The 22928-nt window shown below is 69.3% G+C and carries 25 protein-coding genes and 2 pseudogenes; 11 read left to right on the top strand and 16 right to left on the bottom strand.

What is annotated here, in order from left to right; genetic code table 11:
• Nucleotides 1-6: 6 nt before the first annotated feature.
• From A6P39_RS02080 to A6P39_RS02065, 4 genes are all read right to left on the bottom strand, one after another.
• Nucleotides 7-1074 carry a WD40 repeat domain-containing protein gene (locus tag A6P39_RS02080; protein ID WP_067045154.1) on the bottom strand — a complete coding sequence of 356 codons (1068 nt, stop codon included), beginning with the start codon at nt 1072-1074 and terminating at the stop codon, nt 7-9.
• A gap of 70 nt (nt 1075-1144) precedes the next feature.
• Nucleotides 1145-1528: a hemopexin repeat-containing protein gene (locus A6P39_RS02075; protein ID WP_067045157.1), complete on the bottom strand. Its 384-nt coding sequence runs from the start codon at nt 1526-1528 to the stop codon at nt 1145-1147.
• A gap of 26 nt (nt 1529-1554) precedes the next feature.
• Nucleotides 1555-1965 carry a hypothetical protein gene (locus A6P39_RS02070; protein ID WP_067045160.1) on the bottom strand — a complete coding sequence of 137 codons (411 nt, stop codon included), beginning with the start codon at nt 1963-1965 and terminating at the stop codon, nt 1555-1557.
• Nucleotides 1962-2369: a hypothetical protein gene (locus A6P39_RS02065; protein WP_199840784.1), complete on the bottom strand. Its 408-nt coding sequence runs from the start codon at nt 2367-2369 to the stop codon at nt 1962-1964. The genes A6P39_RS02070 and A6P39_RS02065 overlap by 4 nt, the downstream gene beginning before the upstream one ends.
• Before the next feature lie 717 nt (nt 2370-3086).
• Between A6P39_RS02065 and A6P39_RS02060 the strand changes: the two genes are divergently transcribed.
• Nucleotides 3087-3227 carry a hypothetical protein gene (locus A6P39_RS02060; RefSeq protein ID WP_275883778.1) on the top strand — a complete coding sequence of 47 codons (141 nt, stop codon included), beginning with the start codon at nt 3087-3089 and terminating at the stop codon, nt 3225-3227.
• Between the two features lie 95 nt (nt 3228-3322).
• Entirely contained in the window at nt 3323-3619 is a 297-nt protein-coding gene (locus A6P39_RS02055) for a hypothetical protein (protein ID WP_067045167.1), read from the top strand.
• Between the two features lie 424 nt (nt 3620-4043).
• Here A6P39_RS02055 and A6P39_RS02050 read toward each other — a convergent pair whose 3' ends face one another.
• From A6P39_RS02050 to A6P39_RS02040, 3 genes are all read right to left on the bottom strand, one after another.
• On the bottom strand, nt 4044-4253 hold the full coding sequence (locus tag A6P39_RS02050; protein ID WP_067045295.1) for a DUF6207 family protein: 210 nt from the start codon (nt 4251-4253) through the stop codon (nt 4044-4046).
• Between the two features lie 626 nt (nt 4254-4879).
• A complete protein-coding gene (locus tag A6P39_RS02045; protein ID WP_159396026.1) occupies nt 4880-5971 on the bottom strand; it encodes a hypothetical protein in 1092 nt (363 codons plus the stop codon).
• 401 nt (nt 5972-6372) lie between these two features.
• Complete coding sequence (locus A6P39_RS02040; protein ID WP_067045174.1) at nt 6373-7077, bottom strand: hypothetical protein; 705 nt, start codon at nt 7075-7077, stop codon at nt 6373-6375.
• A 247-nt stretch (nt 7078-7324) separates the two neighbouring features.
• Here A6P39_RS02040 and A6P39_RS02035 point away from each other — a divergent pair, with 247 nt between their 5' ends.
• Nucleotides 7325-7810 (top strand): NucA/NucB deoxyribonuclease domain-containing protein, encoded by a 486-nt coding sequence (locus A6P39_RS02035; protein ID WP_067045177.1) that lies wholly within the window; start codon nt 7325-7327, stop codon nt 7808-7810.
• Between the two features lie 81 nt (nt 7811-7891).
• Entirely contained in the window at nt 7892-8446 is a 555-nt protein-coding gene (locus tag A6P39_RS02030) for a hypothetical protein (RefSeq protein WP_067045180.1), read from the top strand.
• A 428-nt stretch (nt 8447-8874) separates the two neighbouring features.
• Here A6P39_RS02030 and A6P39_RS02025 read toward each other — a convergent pair.
• Nucleotides 8875-9240 (bottom strand): annotated as a pseudogene (locus A6P39_RS02025) (GNAT family N-acetyltransferase); the annotation flags it as partial.
• Between A6P39_RS02025 and A6P39_RS02020 the strand changes: the two are divergent.
• Nucleotides 9221-9610 carry a hypothetical protein gene (locus A6P39_RS02020; protein WP_159396027.1) on the top strand — a complete coding sequence of 130 codons (390 nt, stop codon included), beginning with the start codon at nt 9221-9223 and terminating at the stop codon, nt 9608-9610. The pseudogene A6P39_RS02025 and the gene A6P39_RS02020 overlap by 20 nt on opposite strands.
• 382 nt (nt 9611-9992) lie before the next feature.
• Here the strand turns inward: A6P39_RS02020 and A6P39_RS02015 are convergent, their stop codons facing one another.
• The gene (locus tag A6P39_RS02015; RefSeq protein WP_275883974.1) at nt 9993-10931 is read right to left on the bottom strand and encodes an ISL3 family transposase; all 939 of its coding nucleotides are present in this window, start codon (nt 10929-10931) and stop codon (nt 9993-9995) included.
• 578 nt (nt 10932-11509) lie between these two features.
• Between A6P39_RS02015 and A6P39_RS02010 the strand changes: the two genes are divergently transcribed.
• Nucleotides 11510-11716, top strand: coding sequence for a hypothetical protein (locus tag A6P39_RS02010; protein WP_079133337.1), 207 nt, complete (start codon nt 11510-11512; stop codon nt 11714-11716).
• A 116-nt stretch (nt 11717-11832) separates the two neighbouring features.
• On the top strand, nt 11833-12657 hold the full coding sequence (locus tag A6P39_RS02005; protein WP_067045191.1) for a hypothetical protein: 825 nt from the start codon (nt 11833-11835) through the stop codon (nt 12655-12657).
• A gap of 390 nt (nt 12658-13047) precedes the next feature.
• Here A6P39_RS02005 and A6P39_RS02000 read toward each other — a convergent pair whose 3' ends face one another.
• A complete protein-coding gene (locus A6P39_RS02000; RefSeq protein WP_067045193.1) occupies nt 13048-14367 on the bottom strand; it encodes an MFS transporter in 1320 nt (439 codons plus the stop codon).
• A gap of 107 nt (nt 14368-14474) precedes the next feature.
• Here A6P39_RS02000 and A6P39_RS01995 point away from each other — a divergent pair, with 107 nt between their 5' ends.
• Entirely contained in the window at nt 14475-15077 is a 603-nt protein-coding gene (locus A6P39_RS01995) for a CGNR zinc finger domain-containing protein (protein ID WP_067045196.1), read from the top strand.
• A gap of 300 nt (nt 15078-15377) precedes the next feature.
• A complete protein-coding gene (locus A6P39_RS01990; RefSeq protein ID WP_234378867.1) occupies nt 15378-16016 on the top strand; it encodes a tyrosine-type recombinase/integrase in 639 nt (212 codons plus the stop codon).
• A gap of 250 nt (nt 16017-16266) precedes the next feature.
• Here A6P39_RS01990 and A6P39_RS01985 read toward each other — a convergent pair whose 3' ends face one another.
• Nucleotides 16267-17463 carry a low temperature requirement protein A gene (locus A6P39_RS01985; RefSeq protein WP_067045199.1) on the bottom strand — a complete coding sequence of 399 codons (1197 nt, stop codon included), beginning with the start codon at nt 17461-17463 and terminating at the stop codon, nt 16267-16269.
• Nucleotides 17464-17817: 354 nt separating this feature from the next.
• Nucleotides 17818-18519, bottom strand: coding sequence for a hypothetical protein (locus tag A6P39_RS01980; protein ID WP_331454079.1), 702 nt, complete (start codon nt 18517-18519; stop codon nt 17818-17820).
• 38 nt (nt 18520-18557) lie between these two features.
• Here A6P39_RS01980 and A6P39_RS01975 point away from each other — a divergent pair, with 38 nt between their 5' ends.
• Nucleotides 18558-19109, top strand: a complete 552-nt coding sequence (locus tag A6P39_RS01975; RefSeq protein WP_067045205.1) for a helix-turn-helix domain-containing protein — start codon at nt 18558-18560, stop codon at nt 19107-19109.
• Between the two features lie 121 nt (nt 19110-19230).
• Here A6P39_RS01975 and A6P39_RS01970 read toward each other — a convergent pair.
• From A6P39_RS01970 to A6P39_RS01960, 3 genes and pseudogenes are all read right to left on the bottom strand, one after another.
• Nucleotides 19231-19539: pseudogene (locus A6P39_RS01970) on the bottom strand (IS701 family transposase); the annotation flags it as partial.
• A 111-nt stretch (nt 19540-19650) separates the two neighbouring features.
• A complete protein-coding gene (locus A6P39_RS01965; RefSeq protein ID WP_067045211.1) occupies nt 19651-20298 on the bottom strand; it encodes an NAD(P)-dependent oxidoreductase in 648 nt (215 codons plus the stop codon).
• Complete coding sequence (locus A6P39_RS01960; RefSeq protein WP_079133340.1) at nt 20189-21208, bottom strand: EamA family transporter; 1020 nt, start codon at nt 21206-21208, stop codon at nt 20189-20191. The genes A6P39_RS01965 and A6P39_RS01960 overlap by 110 nt, the downstream gene beginning before the upstream one ends.
• A gap of 78 nt (nt 21209-21286) precedes the next feature.
• Here A6P39_RS01960 and A6P39_RS01955 point away from each other — a divergent pair, with 78 nt between their 5' ends.
• Nucleotides 21287-22183 carry a LysR family transcriptional regulator gene (locus tag A6P39_RS01955; protein ID WP_067045214.1) on the top strand — a complete coding sequence of 299 codons (897 nt, stop codon included), beginning with the start codon at nt 21287-21289 and terminating at the stop codon, nt 22181-22183.
• A 369-nt stretch (nt 22184-22552) separates the two neighbouring features.
• Here A6P39_RS01955 and A6P39_RS01950 read toward each other — a convergent pair whose 3' ends face one another.
• Nucleotides 22553-22918 (bottom strand): hypothetical protein, encoded by a 366-nt coding sequence (locus A6P39_RS01950; RefSeq protein WP_067045217.1) that lies wholly within the window; start codon nt 22916-22918, stop codon nt 22553-22555.
• Between the last annotated feature and the right edge of the window lie 10 nt (nt 22919-22928).

The raw sequence follows: 22928 nt of genomic DNA, 5'->3' as shown, positions 1-22928 counted from the left end.
GACGCCTCACCCGAGGCCGGGTTCGCCGTTGTCGATGACGAGCGCGCGCTTGAAGCAGCCGACGCCGAGCCAGCGGCCATCCGGGCTGAACTCCATCGCCAGCACCTCGTCGGTGGCCACCGTGTAGTGCTCGTTGCCGTCCAGGCCGAACACGCGCACCACGTTGTCAATGGACGCGCTGGCCGCCACCTTGCCGTTGGGGCTGAACGCCACATGCGTGACAGCGCCCAACTCCGGGTTGGGGCCACCCGGCGTGAGCTTCGGCGCCCGGCCCATCTCGACCCCCGACTCCGCCTCCAGCACCCGGGCGAACCCGTCCGCACCGCCGACCACGGTCCACCGGCCCTTCGGATCGAACGCCAGACAGCTCGGGGCGGTGACCTGGTCGTCGACATCGTCCTTGGCCGGCCACACCTGCGCCCCGCCGCCCGCCTGGAACATCCGGGTGGTGTCGTCGGCGGAGCAGCACAGCACCAGGGAGGCGTCGGGGCTGAACGCGACCGCGAGGACCGCGTTGTCCGGGGTCAGTCGCCCGACCTCGGCGCCGGTGGCCAGCTCCACCACTCGCGCGTCTCCGGCGGCCTTGTGGTCGCCGCCGTGGTTTTGGTCGATGGCCAGCGCGATGCGGGTGCCGTCCCGGCTCAGGTCGAGATCGGCGATCTGCGGAGTGTCGACGGGAATCCGCTGCACTGTCTTGCCGGTGGCGCCATCGAGTACGACGACTGCCGTGTCCGTCGCCGCAACCAGCCTGCCGTCCGGGCAGAACCGTACGGTCTTCACGGAGTTGCCGGGATCGAGCGGCCCCTGCCAGATCGCCGAGCCGGTCGAGCCGTTGCGCAGGAACACCTGCTCGAAGTCGGCCACCGCGAACGCGGAACCGTCCGGGCTGAACGCGATGGCGGAGACGAATCCCTGGCTGGGCACGTCGAGCGGGGCGCCGATGCCGACCGCGCGCACCCGCAGCACCGAGTCGGTGCCGCCGCTGGCGAACCGCGCGCTGTCCGGGCTGAACGCGACGGCCTGGACGGAGCCGTCGTGTGGGACGGTGAGCGCTACAGTGCCCGGCTGACTCATGATCAGTTCCTCTTTCAAGCGATCGGCGGCGAAACGTCGAATGCCGCACTTCCGCCGCGCACCGTCACGGTCACGGTCGACGGGGTGAGGTGGTCCGGGTTGTCGAACCGGTACAGGGCATAGGCGTTGGCGCCGACCAGCTGGATCGTCGGAAGGAGTCCGGGGGCGGGTCCTTCGGCCCTGTCCAGACTCTGCGATATCCCGGGCGGACCGCGCTGTTCTGGATGTCGTAATTCAGGTAGCTGCTGCCCTTGAAGAAGTAGACGTAGCCGTCCGGCCAGGTCAGCGCGGCATCGATACCGTGGGTGAAGGAGGTCGGCATCGCAGTCCACGCCTCGGCGAGGGCACGCGGGTAGATATCGTGATTGACGGTCTCGGCGCCGGTCACCGGATCGATCTCGTAGCGGACGTGCGTGCCGCCGCGGAAAAAGAACACAGTCCGCGCCTGAGCCATGACCGCTCCTTTCCGCAACCGACACGTTACGCACGGTCAGCGTAGCGGAATGGCGGACCTTCGGTGAACGTCTGTGAACCCATGGGGTGAGATTCACTCGGTTGGGCTTCGACAAAGGCAATCGGAGAAATGCGGAACAGGAAATTCAGTTCGACGGACCGTACTGGCTTCAGGTCGTCCTCCTGGCGGATCAGCCTCCTGGGGTGAAGTCGATCCATGGCGTGGTGCTGCGGCGCACGAAATCGCCCGCCAGCGACGATGCACACGTCCTGGACCCCGCGATTGCGGAGCGCGGACAGCAGGGTCGTCGCCGGCATGTCCGAGTGAGCGCAAGCCTGCGCGTCCTCCAGGAAACGCGTCACCGGCTTCGCGCCCCGGCGCCAGGTACCCGCCACGTCCCGCAGCTTCTCCGGCGAGCCGCGGAAACGGTCACTCATCCCGGCGGGTACTGGTCGTACCACGCGGTGTCGCCGACGACCTCCGCAAGCTCCTGCCCCAGCCCGAGGAAGCTCTCCGAGCAGTCTGCTGCGGGATCGCCCATGCCGTCGGTCAGATCCACCTGCTGGCCGAGAATCGCGGAGGCGACACTGCTCTCCCGCGCCATGAACTCGCGGGACGTACGCATCAGTCCCTTGCCGGTCTCGCCCATCACGTAAGCGCTGAAGCCGATCTTGTCGAGCGTCGTGGCTGCCGCGGACTTGTAGACCTTCGCGAACGCGTGTCCCGCATCGTCGTCGCCGGCCATGCCGTGCTGCCGGTCGAGTTCGTGGAAGAGGGCGATGGCGGTGTCCCGGGTGCCGACCATGACCGTGTCCACCATGCCCATGGACGCCTTGATCATGCCGTCCACGATCAGTTTCACGTCCGGTGGCAGACCCGCAGAATCCCTCCGCGCTCACTCGCCCGGAAGGCGGGCGATCAGACCTCCGTTCTATCGCACGAAGATCCTCATGGCAGCGTCGCGTCGAGCCAAAGACCACGGAGGCAAGGCATATCGAGCCTTTGCTGATATGCCCCCGGACGGAAATGCCGACGCTGGGCGGGCGAGGTAATGGAAGTCGGCTCTGAAGCGGAGGGCTGTCTCGTCGGCAGGCACGGTGCTCTCCGGGCTGTACCACGACGAAGCCCGCGGCGAGGGCGCCGGGGGCTGATGGCGGGGAGGGTGCGGCGAACCGATCCCCCCTTGAGCGCGGAGGCCCCGATGGGTGCCCGGAGCATCCGGTGCCCGGACCGACGGTGCCCCCGGTCGGGAGTGGAGTCCACCGCGGTGTCCATCGGATGGGGAGTGGACTCCACTCCGGGCACACTGGCCGATGGGGGAGTGCAGGACCTCCCGGCCCTGGTGCGGCACTCGCTTCGGTGGTGCGCACCGCGCCCCCGACCGGACGCGGCAACGCCGCCCGCGTCCCGCGCAGCCCCTGGCAGGAGAACATACGCGGAGCCGTCCCTCCAACGTCCCCTTCCCGCTGCTGCTGTTCGTCTTCGCTCCCGCCCCGCGCCGCGCGGCCCGGCCCCTCGGGAAGCGGCCTTCCACCAGCGCGCCTGGCACGTCCACAGCGTGAACTACCGGATCGTCGTGGCGACCACGAGGCTGGCGCAGCTGACCCAGCACGGGCCCGATGAGCCGGTGTGGCGCGTGGCCGGCCGCGGCGTGGGGGAGGAGCGCCGATCTCTGGACGCGTTGCTGAAGGCGAGGTGAGCACGGCGGGTCCGGCCCGGCCTGGATGAACGGAGGCGCGGGCCGGGCCCGCCGTCGCGCGGGGTGTTGTCGGTGTCGGCTGCGACGCTGGTCGGATGAACGGTGATGAGCAGCTGCTGAACGGACGCGTCTACGGCCACGACCACGACGACCCCAACCCCGGACCGGTCCCGCACCGGACCTACGCCGAACTGGTCGGCGGCCCGCTGGACGGCCTTCTGCTGGACATCCACGGGTGGCGGACCGAGGAAGTGGACGACGGCGTGGCCTTGTCCACCGAGCTATCGCGGTGGCCTGGTGGCCGCGCCCTGTACGACCCGCGCCCTGGCGAACCTCGTGCACAGGGGCCCGGGGTCGTGTGCCGCTTCTACTACTCCGGTGACACGCCCTGACCACAGGCCCGACCGCGACACCGGTCGCCCGGACCAGGTGCCCGACCACGGCAGGCCAGAGTGCTGCTCGCCCCCGCCAGCTTGCTACGACCGGCCCTCGGTCAGTTGACTGGTGGTGTTTTCGATCCACAGCAGCGTCCACTCGACTCCGGCCTGCCATCGGCGTTCCGCGCCGGCGTACCGGCCTTCGGCGTCGGCGTGGGTGTTTGGCCGCGAGGGTGCGCAGGTCCTTCTGCAGTCCCTGTCGCTGTGCCGTGGCCGTGGCCTGACGCATCTCGTCAGTAATGGCACCGGGTCGGAGTTCGCTCATCGCCTCACCTTGGACGACCGCCTCCCCCGATGGCCAGATCGACCACAGCGGCGACCATGCTGCCGTCAACCCCGTCCATGGCTGGTCAACGGGACGCGGTCGCCGCCCACAGTGCTACGAGCCGGGCTCCTGGCTCAAGTCCAGGAAGCACCGCAGCCGCACACCGGGTTCGCCGGGCTCCCGGGTCGTGCGGTCCGCCGGGGCGATGGCGCACCGTGCGGCGAGCAGCTCCTGGATGGCGAAGGCGGTCGTGCCATCGGCGGCCGCGACCTCCACCACGGCCAGGCCCGGCACCGCCACATGCGCGTCATTGATTTGTCTCACGCACAGCACGACGTCCCGACGTCCGCGGAAGTTCTCCGGCCGCGGCGTCTTCACCCGACCGGGTACCCGCTCACCGGGGCAGGGCGGCGCGGACGGGTTGAACTCCGCGATCGGCGGCGGGGGAGTGGTCATGGTGTTTCTGTTCCGGAGACGTCTTCCAGTCACCTCGCCCGCAGAATATCGGCCCGGATGAAACTGCTGTTCGATCCGCGCCCGCCCGGGCGGCAACATCTCTTGCGCCAGCCCTTGCGTCTTCTCCTGCGGCATCTCTTGCGACTTCTCTTGCGCGAGCCTCGCCGACGCCGCCGCGTCTGTGCAGTTCACCCCCGCCGCACGGGCCTGGTCGGGGGTCTGACATCCCCGTTGCGGCCGCTTTCGCCCCTGTCCCTGGCTGGAGTTGAGGGTGAGGGACAGGGCGGGACGGGCGGCGCGGCCGAAGCCGGGGATCGGGGCGCGCTCACCGGTGTTGCGCGTCGGTGGGGCCGCCGCGCCCGGCCGCCGACAGAGCGGCGGCCGCCGTCGGGAGCAGGCCCCACCACCACAGGGACGAGGAGAACGGCGAGGAGAAGACGGCTGAACGACAAGGCCCCCGGCCGGCGGCCGGGGGTCTCGTCTCCTGCGCTCGGCTACGACTTGCAGCCGGGGATCGGCGTGGGGGCGCAATTGTCGGGATGGTTCTTGCGCACCTCAGAGTCGCGCAGGGTCACGACGCCCAGGTTGTAGATGCCGCCGCCGTCCTGGTAGGCGGTGTTGTGCTCGACGGTGGAGCGGCGGAGTGTGAGGTTGCCGGTGGGACCGTTGAAGATGCCCCCGCCGAAGCGCCCGGCGATGTTCCCACTCACCATCGTCTCCTCCAGCGTTGTCTTGCTTTGGTTGTAGATGCCGCCGCCGTCGTCGCTGCCCGTGGTGTTGTCGAGGATTTGGGAACGGTACAGCGTGGCCGAAGTGTTGGTGTGTTCGATGAGGATGCCGCCGGAGTCCAAGGTGCTCGCGGAGTTCTTGCTCACCGTGGAGTCGGAGAGCGTCAAGGTGCTCTTGTTGAAGGTGTCGATGCCGCCGGCCTCGACGGCACTGTTGTTGCTCACGGTGGAGCTGATCAGTTTCAGCTTCGTCCGGCCGTTCTCGATGCCTCCCCCGAGGCTGCCCACGGTGCCCCCCGCGAAGTTGTTGCTCACCGTTGAGTGATCCAGTGTCACGGTGCCGTTGTTACTGTTGATGCCGCCACCGAAGCTGAAAACACCCTTGGCGATGTTGTTGCGCACCGTCGACTGGTTCAACGTCAGGGTGCCGTTTTGGTTGTCGATGCCGCCACCGCCCTGGCTTGCGGTGTTGTTGCGCACGGTTGAGTTGTCGAGCGTCACCTGGCCGCCGTTGTTCAGGACGCCGCCACCGTTGACGGCGCTGCCGTGGATGATCGTCAGGTTTTTCAGCTGCACCCGGGCCGAGTTGACCGTCACGGTGGTGCCCGTCTCATGGCCGTCCAGAACCGCCTTGTCCACGCCGACCAACTTCAGGTCGGTGTTGATGACGAAGTTGCCGAAGCAGACGCCTTTGATCCGCAGCGTCGATCCCGGCTGGGCAGTGCTGAGGGCGAGCACCAAGGCGTTGGGATTGCGGTTACAGTCGACCACGGTGTCGTGATCGGCGGCCGCGGCTCTCCCCCACCGAGGGCGCGCCCCCTTGACCACTCCCATGTGCATCCCGTTCTCCTGTGTCATGCGGGGCTCGAACGAATTCCGTTGAATCCCGTGCCCGCTCCGCTTCCGCCAGGGATGCACCGAGGCGCAGCCCACGGAAGGAGGGTGCGCCCAGCCGGGCGACAGACGTACGGGACAGGCCACGGTATCCGCCCAATGGCCGCGCTCGGTGACCGGCGTGGCCCACACACGCCACCCGAAGGGACGATTGGCCCTACCCGGCGACTGCCCGGTTGCCGGGCACGAGGAGCGCCAGGCGCGCACCGCGCCGGGATGGCTAGGCTCGGATGCGTGAGCGAAGACGACGGCCTAAATATCGAACCACCGAGTCCACGTCGTCCTCGTCCGCTCATCCCGAGAAGGCTGCCGCCTTCACCAAGGGCGCGAGCGGGGAGCGCTGGTTCTTCCCGACGCCGCTGGCGTTACGTGGAGGACGGAGCGAGGACGGGCACGGTCAAGGGGTCGGCGGCGGAGTCGGGGAAGTAGGCCTTCGCGTCAGTCGGCTGCCACCCGGGGTCGTAGGCACAGGGCACGGTGGCGCCGGCTACGAAGTACTGCCGGCCCGCGTACCAGTCGAAGGACATCAGCTGATCCCCGCCGTCCCGCTGGACGTAGAGTTCCCCGTCCCTGCCGTTGCCGCCCTCGCGGTACGACGAGACCTCCCAGCCCTCGTCTGTCAGACGCCGGTGCAGCCGGCGCAGGCCGGAGACCGCCTGGCTCTCGGGCACATGGTCCAGCGCCCACTCGTGACTCAGCCGGTAGGCCCCGTCGACGGTCTTGTCCTCCATCCCCGTCCAGCCCCCGTCGTAGCAGTAGCCGGCGCTGAACGTGTTCTCGGTACTGACGCCGATCTTTTCGACCCCCGGCCGGACACTGCGCCTGAACCCCATGACGTCGTAGGCCTCCTGGGAGTACCGGAAGACATCGCTCGCCCGCTTCTCAGGCGCGACCCGCGGGTAGTCCGTCGACCCCGAGTTGCAGACGAGCAGGACGAGCACGACGAGTACGGTGGCGAGCGCGACGCCCCCGCATCCCAGGCAGCCGAAGCCCAGGGCGCGGCCCGCGGAAGCGGCCGGGGCCGGTGCGAGGACGGGGGTGTCGTTCGGTGGGGTGGTCTTCTCGGGCATACGGGGACCGTAGGACGGCGAGGGGGCCTGGCGGATGCGGGCGGGTACCCGGCTGGGCTGAGTACATCTACTCAACGACAGCGGCGCAGTACCCCCACGGCGCTCACCCGCTCACCGTGAAACCGATGAGCGCGTCACCGTCAACCTCACCGCCACGGCCGGGAACGGCACCAGCGCGAAGACGCACTACGGGCCGCACCTGCTCGACACCGGCTCCAGCGGCAGCGTCACCTACACGACCGCGCCCATGCGCAAGGGCCGCATCAACGGCAAGACCCAGACCAGGTGCACGTTCGGGTTCACCAATGCGGGCTACGTCCCCGGCTCGACCGGCTACAAGTCGGCGACCTGGCGGTGCGACAACTACTACGGCACCTCCGGCTGTGCCATGACCGATCAGCCGACCCCGCTCCGCGCCCGCGGCGGCCACTACGGCGACCCGAACGGCGGCAAGCCCCTGCACTGGATGATCAACACCAAGCAGAAGAACGACAACCGCAGGGCGGTTTGCGGGGGCCGCACCGCGCCGCCGGACATGAAGCGGGTGGGACGCACGTATTGTGACGAGTACCCGTTCGCCTCGACCTACGAGGGCGGCACGAAGCTGCCCGCCTCGCAGCGCGAGACGACGTGGGTGAGCCCGAACGAGAACAACACCCAGGGCGCCCGGATCACGAACTGGCGCCGGCCGATGCACGTCATGGACAACGACCCGTTCTACGTCGTCGTCTGACGGTCTGGCACGATGGGCCGTACGGCACCATGGGGCATCCCCGCGAGCCGGGGGTGTCCCCTCTGCGTGAGGAAACCACCATTGATCATCGCTGAGACCACCCTGGCGCCGGAGATCGGCGAGTACGGCTACCTCCTCGCGCTCGGCGAGGACTACGAATGGCCGCCCCAGTGGCCATATGGCTGGCGGTGCGGGCCTATCGGCAGCGACACGGCGCACATCCTCACCGACACCGATACCGGCACCATCACCATCACCGTCCAGACCCACGACACCCCGCCCCCACCCGAGACCGAGCCGGCCTGGGGGCCCGCGGAAGAAATCAGCCTGCACGCCACCGAGGACACCCCAGTCATCTTCATCCTGGGCAGCGGAGACTTCGAAGAGGCCGAACCCGAAGACGGCCCGCTCCAACTGCCCACCGACCACGTGCCGGCGTGGATCCGGATGCGCCTGCACTGCCACACCCCCAACCCCGAACCCGGCCTCGGCGACCGCGGCGAACACCACCTGATCCAACTCTGGCCCGCCCCCCAGCAGCCGCCGATACACCCGCAGCTGACCGAATCCGACCTCACCCAGCGCCGCGCCTACAAGGAGGACTTCGACCAGGGCGCCGATGCCTGGCAGCAGTAGCGCGCGCCGGCCGACGTGAATACGCCCAATGTCGGGCGGCCCGTGCCATCTGCCCGGCGTCCTGACCATCTCGGTCCATCCAGCTCGGCGCCACCAGGTCCGCCGTGCCTTCGTACACCCGGGCCGGCTTCCCGTTTCACACGGGCGGCCAGGGCCGCACTGCTCGCGTCGTCATGGCCGGGGGCGACCAGCCCCGGCCATGAGCCCGACCATGGGGTCGGCCGTGCCGGGCGCACCCCTGACCACGGCTGGTCAGCGCGCTATGACTGCTGGTACGCAGGCCCGGTCCAGGGGACTCGCTGGTCGGGGTCGTGGACGGGGCGCCACACGGGGCGCAGGGGCCGTGGTGGAGCAGGCTGGCCAGCGGCGCCGCGAGAACGGGGACGTCTCGCAGGGAGCGGTGGGGCAGGCCTCCGAGGTCGTGCCGGTCAGGGTAGGTAGCGGAGCATCACCGCGAAGTTGGGGCTGTCGGGGAAGGGTTGGCGGTTGCCGATCTTCCGGTATCCCCACGTCTCGTAGAGAGCCTGCACCTTGGGATGGTCGGGGTCGACCAGGAGCACGGCCAGGGCCTCCGGCCTGTTCTCCAGCAGCGCCGTTTGTAGGCGCTCGGCGGTGCCGGTCTTGCGCCACTTCGGCCGCACCATTAGTTCGGACACGCTGAACGTGGAGTCGTCCGCCGGCGGTTCGGTCAGGTGCTCGCGCCACCACTCGCGGCCCGGGGTGGGCGGGGCACCGTACGCGAAGCCCACGGGTTCGCCGTCGTCGTCGTACCCGATGACGCACGCGAAGCCCGGACAGGGCGCGGTCAAGGTGCTTGCCGGCGGCGTCGAGCTGTCCGGCGTCGATCATCGACCATGCCGCAGTGGAGACGAAATCGGATGCGACGGCGTACAGGCGTTGGCGTACGCGCTGTGTGGCCGAGCGGCGTTGGAGACTCAGGGCCTCGTCGGCTCCGGCCAGGGCTGCGCGTTCGAGGGCGGTGTGTCCACCGCGTTCGGCGTCGAGCTGGACGAGGGCTTCCACCTTGTCACGGAGCCGGATGACGTCAGATGTGCCGACGTGTTGCGGGCGCGAGTTCGGGGCGGCGATGAGGGGGACGGCGACGGCGGCGGTGGCCGCGCCGACGAACCGGCGGCGGTGCACTTGGGGGTCCTCCGGGGGTGATGCTGGGGGTAATGGGGTGGTCTTGGGTTTCCCCCGAGGCACGAACCCTAGGTCGGTGATGGGCAGGCCTGTGACCCGTTCGAGCGCGATGCGTTGGCGTGCCTGGGGCCATCGGTTCTCGCCGGGATAGCCACCGGAACCCGGTTCGCTCGGACGTGTTGCCGGTGCGGCCGGTGAAGTCGCGAATGGCGTCGTTCCCGGCGTCGACCAACTCTCTGACCGACATGCCGTGACGATCAATCCAGGCGGCTAAGGGCTCGTTTCTGGTATCCGCCATGCGCTCACGGTAGGGCGTCCGGACTGTAAAGAGCACGCCAATTCGTCAGTCTGCGTGCAGGCGCTCCGAGCTATTTCGTCATACCTGTGGCGAGGTGACTGTGGGTTAGCTGTTGTGTACGGCCCCGTTCGTGCCTCCGTTCCCCCGAGGGGCGCTGGCGGGGCATCGAACACGACTGTGAGCGCGAGGCAATCGACATGACGACGCGCAGCACAAACTCACACCCCATGCCGGGCCTGGTGGACGCTCCCACCATCGACCCCGACCGCCTGACGGATCGCCAGCGCGGGCAGCGGGAGCCAAGTCGAGGTCCAGTCCTTCCAGGGCCTCGGCAGCCGTGGCAATGACGGCGACTTGGGGCTCGCGCAGCAGGGCACGGTGCTGGACGACGGTCTTCTCGACGGCTTCGGCGAGGTTCGACCAGATGTGCCACCGAACTGCAACATGCACCGCGTCTGGGGCGCCGAGGCGTCCGGCCTCGGCGTAAGCGGTGGAACGGTCCCTGCAGATCACCTCGACGCCGGGATGCTCGGCGAGCCACCGGGCCACAGTCGCAGTGGCGCGGTCCGGCAGCAGGTCGACGGGCTGGTGTGTCTCGATGTCGAGCAGGATGGTGCCGTAGTTGTGCCCCTTGCGCAGCGCGAAGTCGTCGATTCCGAGCACGCGCGGTGTCGAGGTCTCGGGGTCCTGCAGGCGGCGGATCAGCCGTAACAGGGTCGAGCGGCTCACCTTGGCCGCCAGCGCGTGGGCCAGGCGGGACCCGGCCCGGCCGGCCAGCATCACCGCCACCCGTTCCAGCACCGTCTGCAGCCCGGCGCTGCGTCTGCCGTGCCGGAACGTCAGTCCGTCGACCTGCTCGGCGAACGTCGCCTGCAGACAACCCTGTTGAGAGCAGCGGAACCGCCGGACCCGTAACTCGATCAGCGCCGGGCGGCCGCCGACCGCGCTGTCGGCAAGCCGACGTACGTACCGGCTGTGCACCCGGGCCGACGCCGTTCCACACGCCGGACACGCAGCCTGTTCCGCAGCCGTCCGGGCCCGCACGACCACCAACTCGCCGTCGGGTATGACACTTTCGACCACAACACCTTCGACCTGGTGGAACCACAGGTACTGGAGGAGTACATCAGCCACGGCCGTTCATGATCACGGTTGTGGTGACCCTCCGTGGCTCCGGCACTGAAAGTTGATCCAGAACCACTTTTCAGCCGTCGCCGACAGGGCGGCACCTCATGTGCTGAGCCACGCTCAGCGCGGCTCGGTACGCTGGTCAGCGCACTGGCTGGCGATGAAGTCGGCGAGGTGATGGTCGAAATCGGGGGCCATGGACCAAGAGACAGATGTTCAGGGCCAACCAGGCGCGAGCTGACCAGGAACCGGAGTTCGTCTTCAAGGACCTGCCCCGCGAGCAGGCCCGTGACTGGCGGACCCGCACTCTTCGCGCCTGCGGGGATGGTCCCGCGAGACCGGTCACATCGTGCTCGGCCGCCGGGCGTGCTCGCCGCGCCCGCGGGATGGCCCCGGCTTCCGCATCCGCATCGTAGAGGCAGGAGAGTGCTCTTCGCGCCCGCGGGGGCCTGTGTGAGCCCGTCACCGTCCACTGCGATGAGACCCTCCTGGCGGTGTGGGACTCCCTCTTCGACGACGCCAGCGCACAGCTCACCATGGCGCTGTCCGACGTCTGCCACGAGCCGTTCATCGAAACCGAGCCCTGCGGCATCGACGACGGAACCCACCGCATCCTCGTCCGGCCCCTTGTGATCGCAATCCTCGCCGTCAACGAGGACAAGCAGACCATCCGGATCTACAACATCCAGCCCCGGCGCTGAACAGCCTCGACGGCACCCGCGGCCGAGGGCCCGCCATGTGTCCGAATCACATCCTTGTCGCCAGGTTGGCCCGACTCCACCCTGTTCCAGGTCACTAGTGACCATGAGGGGGGAACGTGCCATTCGGCAACGCGGACAGGGAGTCCATCCGGCAGATCAGCCACCAGCTCACCCAGATCACAGCCGACCTCGCCGCAATCAGGCAGCAGGTCTCTGACCAGCAGCATACGATCGACCAGATCCGGCAGGACACAACTGCTTCCATCACCACCGGCCTTGCCGAAATCCGGGCCGTCGCCCGCGATGCCATGGCCCGCAGCAACGACATCACCACCGGGCCACTCGCCAGCATCGGCAGCGAACTCGTCGCCATCCGCGGCACCATCGCCCAAGTCGACAGCCAGCTCCGGGCACAGGCCGCCAGCACGCCGGCCGTGCCGGAAACCGACATCCCACCCGAGCCCGAGCCGGCCGCGGATCCCTCACCGCCGACACAACCCGAGCCAGCGGCATGCGAGCCGCACTCGGAGGCTGAGGCCCCTGGCCCTGCCGAACCCGATCCGGACATTCTCCGCGCCGCCGCGGGCGTCGCCCACGCCACCGTCGAAGCCCACCGCGACACCTGGGCTTTCCTCATCCAAGTCGCCGGAAACGAACAGCACTTCCACATCCCGGGCAAGGTCGAAGACCACGACGGATTCGTCAGCGTCCGCTTCTCGGGACCCAGCCTCGAAGCTGCCATCACCAGCCTCGGCCAGTTGGCAGAGACGACCGGTAACCCCGTGACCCGGGCGATCGCCGACCACATCCGCCAGAAGATCACCGCAGCAGTGCAGGAGATCATCAGCAAGCCCAACCGCGGCGGCGACGGAACGCCCGTCCGCATCGTCATCGACGACCGAGCCGCACCACCGGAGACGGAAGAACCTCCAGCCGCATGACCAAGGGCCCGACCACGAGCGCGGTCGGGCCCTTCCGGCATGTCCGTGCTACAGCTCGGTTACCCGGTACGGCTCCGGAGGAGGCGGCAACTAGACTCCCAGAAGACATCCCAGAATTGAGCGCCACGATCTCCCACTCGGCCCCCGGGCGCCCTGCTGACCACACGAACAGTCGCCTGCCGTCCGAGTCGACACACGCCCATCCAGTGAAGCCCGGAGACCATCACTGCGGGCGCGGCGAGCAGGGCACCGGCAGCTCGATGTACTCCTTCTGCCATGCCTGGACCCGGGAGCGCTGGGCGTCGGTGAGCCAGAGCGGGTTGCAGGTTCTCGACGGCCGGACTGGGTCTTTGCCTGGGTGCGCGGTGGGACGTGTTTGCGGAGGCGGGGTCAGCTTTCGTCGGCGGTCCGCTGCGGCAGGTTCCGCAGCCTACTGACCGGGGAGAGCAGGACCGGGACCACCATCGCCGCCGAGGCAACGGTCAGCACTGTGATGCCGGTGCGCAGGCCCAGTGCGCCGGCGATCAGCCCGCCGCCGAGGCCGCCCAGGGAGCCGCCGCCGAACAGCACGGTCCGGAAGGCGGCGTTCATCCGGCCCATGAGAGCGGTCGGGGTCAGCGCCTGTCGCAGGCTCACCATGACCACATTGGCCACCCCGAGGCCCAGGTAGCTGATGAAGAACGACAGGACGAAGAACCCGATCACCGTGGCCTTGGACCCCGTGGCCAGCGGGATAAGCAGCGGGCCGGTGAAGATCGCCGACATGGCGACGGCGTACAGGATCCCGAGGCGGAAGCGGTCGATCAGCCAACGGGACAGTGCCGCCCCGAGCAGCCCTCCTAGGCTGGAGGCGGAGAAGACCATGCCGACCTGGGTGGCCGTCAGCCCCTGCACCCGGACTGCGTAGAGCAGGAACATGGTCCAGATGGTGACCATCGAGAAGTTGCAGAACGGTGCGATGAACGCAAGGGGCCGCAGCACCTTGTCGCCGAAGACCCAGTGCAGTCCCTCGCGCATCTCCCTGCCGAGGTGCCGCCTGCCCTGCGCTCGGGTCGGATCGGGACGCTCGGGCCGCGGCTCGGGCGTGCGGATCCACAGCAGGGTGGCCAGGGACACCAGGTACGAGGCGGCGTCCGCGATCAGGGCGATCGGCGCGGTCAGGGCGCCGACGAGTGCGCCGGCGAGTCCGGGACCGGCGACCTCGGCGGCCGAGGAGGTCGTGCCCAGTTTTTGGTTCGCCTCCAGGTAGCGGTCGCGGTGGCGGACCAGCGTGGGCACGAAGGACATCCAGCTCACGTCGAAGAGCACCGAGAAGACGCCGATCGCGCAGGCCAGCGCGAGCAGGGCTGGGAGGGTCAGGAGGTGCGCGGTGGACAGCAGCGGGATCAGGCCGATCAGGGCCATTCGCGCGCCGTTGGCCAGGAGCATCACCCGCTTGCGGCGGGCCCGGTCGACCCAGACGCCGAAGACCATGGCGAGCCCGAGGTAGGGCACCAACTGCAGGAAGCGCAGCAGACCGACCTCGGTGGAGGTGGCATGGAAGACCAGCACCGCGGTGAGTGGCAGGGCCAGGTTGGTCACCTGACTCCCGAACAGCGAGAGGGTTTCTCCCGACCAGAACTTCAAGAAGTCCGCGTTGCGCCAGAGCGTTCGCGGGGCTGTGGTCGTCGCGTCCGCACTCGGGTGGGGTGCGGGGTGTGTGGTTGGCATGCGGGCCCCCGAAAATTCTAATGGCTGATGTGCGCTGCTTCCGTTAGGAGCTGCGCCGATCATGACAGGGGGATCTAATGGATGCAAGTGCGAGCTACCATTAGTCAATGACGACTACAGGACATCCGGCGTCGGCTGCTGGTGCCGAACAGGGCGAGCCGCTGGCCGTGGAGTTCGCGAACACGCTGTTCCGCTCGCGCGGCCGACTGCGGGACGGCATCGCCGCGACGGATCAGCTGGCCGCGTGGCTGCAAGGCCACGCAACGGCGCTCGGCCTCGGCAACGGCGGACCGCTGGCCGACGTCGAACTGACGGATACCCAGACCGCCGACTTCTTGGCGCTACGTGACGCCATCCGGAGCCTGATCAGGGCGGCGACAGAGAACGACCAGGCGCGCGACGAAGACCTCGCCCACCTGAACGCCTGCGCGGCCGCGGCGCCCTACTGGGTGCAACTCAGCTTCGGAAAGGACGGCTTCACGACCAACGTTGCGACGGACCGCCCGCCCGTCCCAGCTGCGCTCGCGGCATTGGCCAGCAGCGCCGCCGCCTTGCTGGCAGGCCCGGGGCGCCACGACTTGCGGGCCTGTCACGCACCGGGCTGCATGATGTTCTTCCTCAAGGACCATCCGCGCCGCGAATGGTGCTCCGCTGGATGCGGCAACCGCGCCCGCGCCGCACGGCACTACCTGCGCCACCGCGAGCGCTGAGCTCCCGGCTGTGCCGGCCGGTGTGGTCGGGATCTGCCACGCGCCCTGTTTCCGATCCACAGACCGCTACCGGCCTTCGTACTGGCGAGTTCGCGTATTCAACTGTCGCCGGTTCCCCGAGGAACCCAGCCCGTTGGTGACCTTGTGTGATCCCCTGGGGAGTATCGGCTCCATGTTCCGCCGGTCTCCTTGCGAAGCCTGGTGGTGGTCTTGTCGTGGTAGCCGAGAGCATCCGCGACGACGGAGCCGGCAGTTCGAGCAGCTGCTGGCGGAGGGAGCAACGAGATCGCCCGGCTGAGGGTGGGCTGCATCCGCAGGCAGCGCGACGGGAAACCGATCGTCGGCGACTCGCAGCAGGTCCTGGCCCGCGACGCGGTTTGCCTGCTCGACGTCCCCACCCATAAGACCGGCACCGCCTTCACCGAACCGGTCGACCCGATCCTCGGCCAGGCCGTCGACGCCTGGCAGGCCGTCCGCCCCGACCAGCCGAAGTTCACCGACCGACGCACCGGCGAGCTGGTCGACCCGCTGTTCGCCGTCCGGGCCCGCCGCGTCTCCACCAGCTACATCAACAACACCATCATCCCGATGCTGTGTCGCAAGGCCGGAGTCCCGGCCGCTGACGTCCGCGGCAACATCACTAGCCACCGCGCCCGGTCCACCATCGCCAGCCAGCTCTACAACGCCAAAGAACCGATGACCCTGTTCGAGCTGCAGGCCTGGCTAGGACACCGATCCCCGCAATCCACCCAGTACTACGCGAAGATCACAGCCAACACTCTGTCCAAGGCCTACTCCGAAGCCGGCTACTTCGAGCGCAACGTGCGCACCATCGAGGCCCTGGTCGATCGCGACGCCGTCGCCTCCGGCGCCGCCGCGGTCGGTGAACTACGTCCGGCTCGCCGCGTCCATCCTCCAGCCCGTCGTCCCCGACACTGAGCCGCTGCCGTTCCCCGACGACACCGCCCGGCTGCTGAAGCCGATCACCAACTGGCGCGAGGTTGCTCTCGACCTCGGCGAGTTCGCCCCCGCCGACCCGGTCCTGCCGGTCATCCCCGGCGGCCGGGACGACCGCCCGGACCGACCCGGTAAGTACCTGGGCCCGGGGCAGCATTTGCCCGGGGTAAGGAATCGAACGGACCCTGGTCAGACGCCGTTCGCAGGTACTGGGCGCGACTGACCGTGAACGTCATGGCGTGGTCGTTTCGTCGTCCAAGGCCATACGGCGTGTCACGGCAACGGCCCAGGGAATGGCGAGAAGGACGACGAGTACGACGGCGAGAACCAGCGGCGCCGGGCGTGCCGGGCCGAGGGCCAGGGCGGCGAGTGCCATGGCGAGGCAGGTGCGGACGGCCGGCAGGTACCGCTCGCGGTCCCGGTGCCAGACCTCCAGGCCGGTCACGAGGAGCATCGTGAGCGACAGCACGATCGCGACGCCCGGGCACAGTACCCAGGCCGTCGCGGCTGGGGTACGGCGGTCGTGTGCGTGCTCGACCAGGCTGACGATCGCAGCCCCCATGGCGGCCACCGTCCGCGTGAGCGGCAGATGCGTGAACATCCACTGGAGGGTCACCACGCGGGTACGCCTGGGCCGATAGTGCCCGGCGAAATCGAAATACGTCCACCACGCGCCGAATCCGACCAGGACGGCCACTATCGCGACCGTCAGGTTCAGAGCGCTGATCGGTTCGTCGGACAGCCCGGTCACCACGCCCGTGAGCACCTCACCGAGCACGATAATGATGAGCAGCCCGAACCGTTCCCTGAGCGCGTCGGTGAAGCACAGAACCTCCGTCTGACCGTGCGGGAACAGGGCGATCACGACCGCGATTTCGACCAGGGACGCGGCCGCCAGCAGCCCCCAGACAAGCAGCCGGGCGCCGGGTGGAAGGAAGGCACTCGCGAAGAGAACGACCGCGCGCCCGGCCGTCAAGGTCACGTACAACCGGCTGGGCACGTGCCACGCCGGGGGGTTGCGGCGTGCCGCCAGCATCCAGATGACGGCCAGTACGGCGAACAGGATCCCCGCGTCGACGGCGAACTTGACTCCGTTCTCCCCGCCTGCCTTGGGGATGAACGCCCCCAGCGGGACCAGGACGAGGATCTGCACCAGGAACAGGACGCGGCCCCGCACGTCCTCGCGGCCGTGCAGCTCGTGGTGGACGGTGCCGTTGAGCCAAGCGATCCACACCAGGGCGAACACCGCGGCGAACTCGCCCACCCCGGACCACGTGAGATGCCCGGCCAGATGGTGGGCGGCCTGTCCCACCAACACGACGACGACCTGGTCGTAGAAGAGTTCCAGGTGGCCGACCACACGTTGCTGCGGCTGCTCCCCGGGCACGCGCGGTGGATGCCACAGCCGGTGGCCCTTGCGCTTGGTCATGTCAGCAGGTCGGTTGCTGCCGTACGGGGCCCCAGACATCACCCACAGCCTGACGGCGCTTCCCCTGCCGATCGCGCGCCGGCCGGCAGGGGCCGAGGGGACCGGCCGTCAACGTCCCCGCAATGCGGCGGATGTGGAGCCCGGCCCCCACAGCCACCTCGCCGGCGGCCGGCCGGGCTGCGGACTCGTGGCACGGCTGCTGTTCCATGACTTCTCCCAGACCCGGGGAACGCCTGCCATGACAAAGCGGTCACCGCAGCCGGCGGCCCAGTCCCGCACTCGAGGTGAGGAAGGACCACACGCGAGTACGGGATCGGCGTGTCTGCTCCTCCAACGCGCCAAACTCCACCGCGGTCACGGTGCCTTGCGCCAATGATCCGGCCCCGGAAAGCAAGCCCCGTCCGTCCTGGGCAGTCCGAACAATGTGTCCGATCCAGTCTGTCCGTTCCCGCCTCGTTGTCCTCGTCCTCCGCCTCGGCGGGGTCGCGCAGGGGCCGCAGTGCCCCGCCGGCCGGACAGGTCCTTCAGCGGCTTGTTCGCTCCGCTGGTCTCGTCGCGGTCGAAGGGGCCGCCGCCGCTGAGGAGTACGACGCCGGGCCGCGGGCCGCGCTTGCGGGGCAGCGTCAGCGTGCCGGGCACGGCGAGTGGGCCGGTGCCGACTGTGACCTCCTGCTCGGTGAACCTGCTCTGGGACGCGTAGGGCGGTGGTGTCCACGACGTGGTGGACAGGGGGGCGAATCGTAGGCCGTGCAGCATGCCGGTGTCGTCCACCGACATGACCACGGTCTGGCCCCCGTGTTCGCAGGTCACCGGGACGCTCACGCGGACCAGCCCCGGGTCGCGCTGTTCGGTCGTCGGTTGACCGATCTGCGAGATCGATCCTTTCATGCCCGTCTCGGTCGCCCAGGCCGTCCGCACCGTTTCCGCGTACACGACTGCTCGCAGCCGCGGGGCGAAAAGCTCTTCGATCTCGGTGAAGCGCCCGCTGCATGCCAGGTCGACGACCCGCTCGCACTCTGTATCGGACTCGCTTCCATCCCCCGCTACCTTTCTCATTTTTTGCGAACGGTAGCAGATTGCGAGAAGGTTGGCTCATGGACACGTTGGAACTCCTGGCGCACCCGGTGCGCCTGCGGATCGTGCACGCCATGCGTGGCGGGCGGATGCTGACCACGTCCCAGTTGTGCGCGCTGGTGCCGGACGTGTCGAAGGCGATGGTCTACCGGCATGTCGACCTGCTCTCCGGGGGCGGAATCCTCGAAGTGGCCGAGGAGCGGCGGGTGCGGGGTGCGGTGGAACGGGTCTTCCGCCTGCGCCAGGACCGGGCGGTCATCGACGCCGACACCGTCAAGTCGCTCTCGCTCGACGATCACCGTGGCGCGTTCGCCATCGCGCTCGCCGTGCTGGCCGCCGAGTTCAATGCGTACCTCGGACAAGACCACGCCGACCCGGCCGCGGATCTTGTCGGCTACCGGCAGCACGCTGTCTGGCTCAGCCGCGACGAACTTCATGAGCTGATCGGTGAGTTGCGCAGCGCGATCGCCCCCCGGCTGGCCAACCAGCCCGCAGGCGACCGCGCGCGGTACTTGCTCAGCCCGATCCTCTTTCCGATCGAGGAACCGCCCAGAGACTCGGCCACCGCCTGAAACGCCGATAACTCAAAGATGCCAGATCGCCGAGAACCAGCGCGCGACGCAGTAGCCCAGATCAGCAGCGTCCTTCCGTCCACGGCATCCGCGATCTTCTTTGGGGCCGGCTCGCGCGCCGATCGTGCGGAGCCGTTGCCGACTCCTCACGCAGCAGCTCAAGGCGCCGGTCGTTGACCTGCTCGACCTCCCAGGGCGACTCGGACAGGAAGAACTGCAGCCGCTGCACCCCCGGCATCCCCGCATCTGTCACCGGCTCCGCCCCGGCCAGGCAGGTGATCGTCTTGTTCCGCTCCCGCGGCGCCAGCAGCCCGGTCAGGTACTCGCGAAACCCTCGCCGCTGGGCCAAGCTGAAGAAGAGGTCGTCGAACCGGGCCGCGTAGTCCTCCAACGGCCCCGGTGCAGGCGGACACGGACGGCGAGCTGTCATATGCAGCTCCTAGCAAGGCAGTTGACATCTATCACCGGCCTACGACCAACCCGACCTGACGTCAACCCACACCACCACCGGATTTAACGAACTACCGGTAACGGAGTCCTACTAGGCGGGAGGTGCCTCGGCAACTGTGAAGTGCCGCTCGGGGCCCGGGTTTTCCAGCTCGTCCAGTATGGCGACCGCCAGGTCCTCGGCGCTGACGTACGACCGCCCGTCGGCATCGACGAGCAAGGTGTCGGTGCCGCGCCGGTAACGGCCGCTGCGGTCGCCGGGTTGCAGCAGGGCCGGCGGGCTCAGGTACACCCAGTCGGCACCGGCATGGGCGCGGCAGGCGTGCAGCTGGGCCACACCGGCGGCGGCCACCGCTCGGTACTCGGGGGGCACGTACGCGGGGTTCTCCGCGACCGGCAGCTCCCGGTCGGCGGGACTGCGCAGCGCCCCGGCCCCGCCGACCACGAGCACCCGGATCCCGAGCCCCGCGGCGGCGTCCAGCACCGTCCGGGTGGCGCCGACCAGGAAGACCTCGTCGGCCGGGTACGTCCGCACGGCCAGGACGACGGCCTCGGCGGCCGACCCGGCAAGTGCCTCCCGTACGGCGGCCGCGTCCTGCGCGTCGACGGCGACCGGTGTCACGCCCGGGTCCTCACTCGCCGGCTTCCGGGACAACGCCAGCACCCGGTGTCCGCGCGCCCTCGCCTCGGTCACCACCCGGGCACCGACCATCCCGGTGGCTCCGAGCACGGCGATCTTCATCATGTACCTCTCCTTCCTGCACGGTCTTCTTCCGTTCCTTGGGTCCGAGTTGGGCGGCCAGCATCGCGGTCAGGGCCAGGGCGAAGCCGAGCAACTGCGCCAGGCTCAGCGACTCCCCCTCGGCGAGCCCGATGACCGTCGCGACCAGCGGGGACAGCAGCACCAGCGGTGCGGACGCACCGACCGGGAGACGGCCGAGCCCGCGGAACCACAGGGTGTACGCGATCAGCCCGCCCATGCTGCCGAGCCAGAGATAACCGCCGGTCGCGCCCGCGTCGATCCGCCCCGGTATCCCTTCGAGGCCGAGCGTGAGCGGGAGCATCAGCAGCCCGCCGGAGGTCAGCAGCCAGCCGGTCAGGGCGAGCGGGCCGACCCCTTCGGGACGTCCCCAGCGCTTGGTGAGGACGACCCCGGCCGCCATGGTCGCCGTGTGCCCGAGCCCGGCGAGCACGCCGACGGTGTCCAGCTCGGCCCGCGGGCCGAGCACGACGAGTCCGACACCGAGCACCCCGAGCACCCCCCAAACCAGCCGCCAGGCCGTGGGCCGCTCGTGAAGCAGAGCGGTGCCGAGGGCGGCGACCAACAGGGGCTGGGCCGCGCCGAGGGTGCCCGCGACCCCGCCGGGCAGTCGTTCGGCCCCCACGAAGAGCAGCGGCATGGCGCCGATGTTGAGGGCGCCGAGCGCCGCCGTCTTCCACCACCACGGCCCGCGCGGCAGCACCCGGGTGATCGCCAGCGCCAGCAGCCCCGCGGGCAGGGCGCGCATCAGCCCGGCGAACAGCGGATGGCCGGGCGGGAGCAGCCGTGTGGTCACTGCGTAGGTGGTGCCCCAGGCGGCAGGGGCGAGCGCGGTCAGGGCGACGTTCGCCGCCTGTCCCCGGTGCCGATGCGGGGCGTGCGTGGGATGCATGGGAGAAGTGTCGCCAGCGGGCAGCCATGATTCCAAAGCATGGTTGTCATCACAGCCATGGCCACAGATCATCGATGTATGGACCTCCAGCAGCTGCGGTACGTCGTCGCCGTCGCCGACACCCTGAACTTCACCCGGGCCGCCGAGCGCTGTGCCGTGGTGCAGTCCTCGCTCAGTCACCGGATCGCCGCCCTGGAGCGAGAGCTGGGGGTGCGGCTGTTCGCCCGGTCCAGCCGCCGGGTCGAACTGACCAGCGCGGGCGCGGCGTTCCTGGTCGGCGCGCGGGAGTGTCTGGCCGCCGCCGACCGGGCGGTGACGGACGCGGCGGCCGCGACCGGGGTGGTGCGCGGTCGGCTGGCCGTCGGCGTGATCGTGACCACGGCAGCCGTCGACGTACCGGAGCTGCTCCAGCGCTACCGCGCCCAGCATCCGGACGTGCGGGTGGCCCTGCGCTCGGGGCGCAGCGACGACCTGGCGGCGGCGGTCCGGGACGGCAAGCTGGACATCGCCTTCCTGGGCCTGCCGGAGGGCGAGCGGCCGGCCGGGGTGGAGGCGGTCGTCCTCGATCACGACGCGCACGTCCTGGCGGTGTCGGCCGGGCACCGGCTGGCACGGGCGTCCCGCGTGACGCTGGCGGAGATCGCCGGGGAGACATTCGTGGACTTCGTGTCGGGGACGCCTGCGCGGGCCCAGTCTGACCGGGCGTTCGCCGCCGCGGGGCTGGTCCGCGACGTGGCCTACGAGGCCGGGGTGGTGGAGCTGATCACGCGGCTGATCGGGCGCGGGCTCGGCGTCGCCCTGCTGCCATCGGCGTTCATCCGTCCGCTCGCCGCCGCCGATCCCGACCTGGCCCTGGTCCCGGTCGTGGACGGCCCGCACCGGCTGGAATACCTGGTGTGGAGCCGCTTCAATCCCAGCCCGGCGACCCGGGCGATGCTCAGCGTCCTCGGGGTCAGACCCCCGCACCACCCCTGACCGAACCCTGGGCGGTGGCCGTACCGGCGAGCAGCCTGAGGCCCGCGTCGGGGCAGTTGCCCGGGGCCACGCCGCCCGGCTGAACCTACGCCTCGTCACAGCTCACCGCTTCGGGGCGATGTCTGTCGGTTCCATCTCGGTGACGCCGGGCCACGACCGGGAGTCGAGGGCGTCCACGAGCAAGCCCGCCACGGTGGACAGCTCTCCCGACGTGTCCCCCGATCACATCGACACAGCGTGGACACTACTTGAGGAGCTTCCCCAGCCGAAAGAGCGATCTCCCCGGCGGCCGTCGCCGGGCGATGGGACGAGGGGGCAGGCGCTGGTCGTCGGCCGGGGCGAGCTTGGCGAGTTCGGTGTCGACTCCCGTCAGGCCAGATGGCTGGCGATCTCAAGAAGCTGTGCATTGGTGACATGAGGGTCGGCTGTGTTGATGACGAAGGTGTACGTGCCGTCGGACCAGATGACGGTGCGGTTGTCGGGGCCGTTGTCATCCAAGTCGCCAGGGTGGCCGTTGACGGCGACCTTGTGGCCGGAGATCTGAGTGCTGGTCAGTGCGTCGTGCGGATTCGTGTCGGTGGTCTGGGTGATGCTCAGGGACGGCTGCTTTGACGTGGTGCCGTAGAAGCGGCTCCAGGCAGGGTCGTGCTTCGTGTCGCGTTCGAAGGGGAAGACGGGGCGTCGGTTCGCGTCGTCCTTGCTACCGTGCCCCGGGGCTGCCACCCAGAGGATCACTGACAGCTAC

This window comes from Streptomyces sp. FXJ1.172 (assembly GCF_001636945.3).
Classification (GTDB): Bacteria; Actinomycetota; Actinomycetes; order Streptomycetales; family Streptomycetaceae; genus Streptomyces.
The sequence above is the reverse complement of the archived record's forward strand: the minus strand, read 5'-3'. Positions and strand labels throughout refer to the sequence as shown.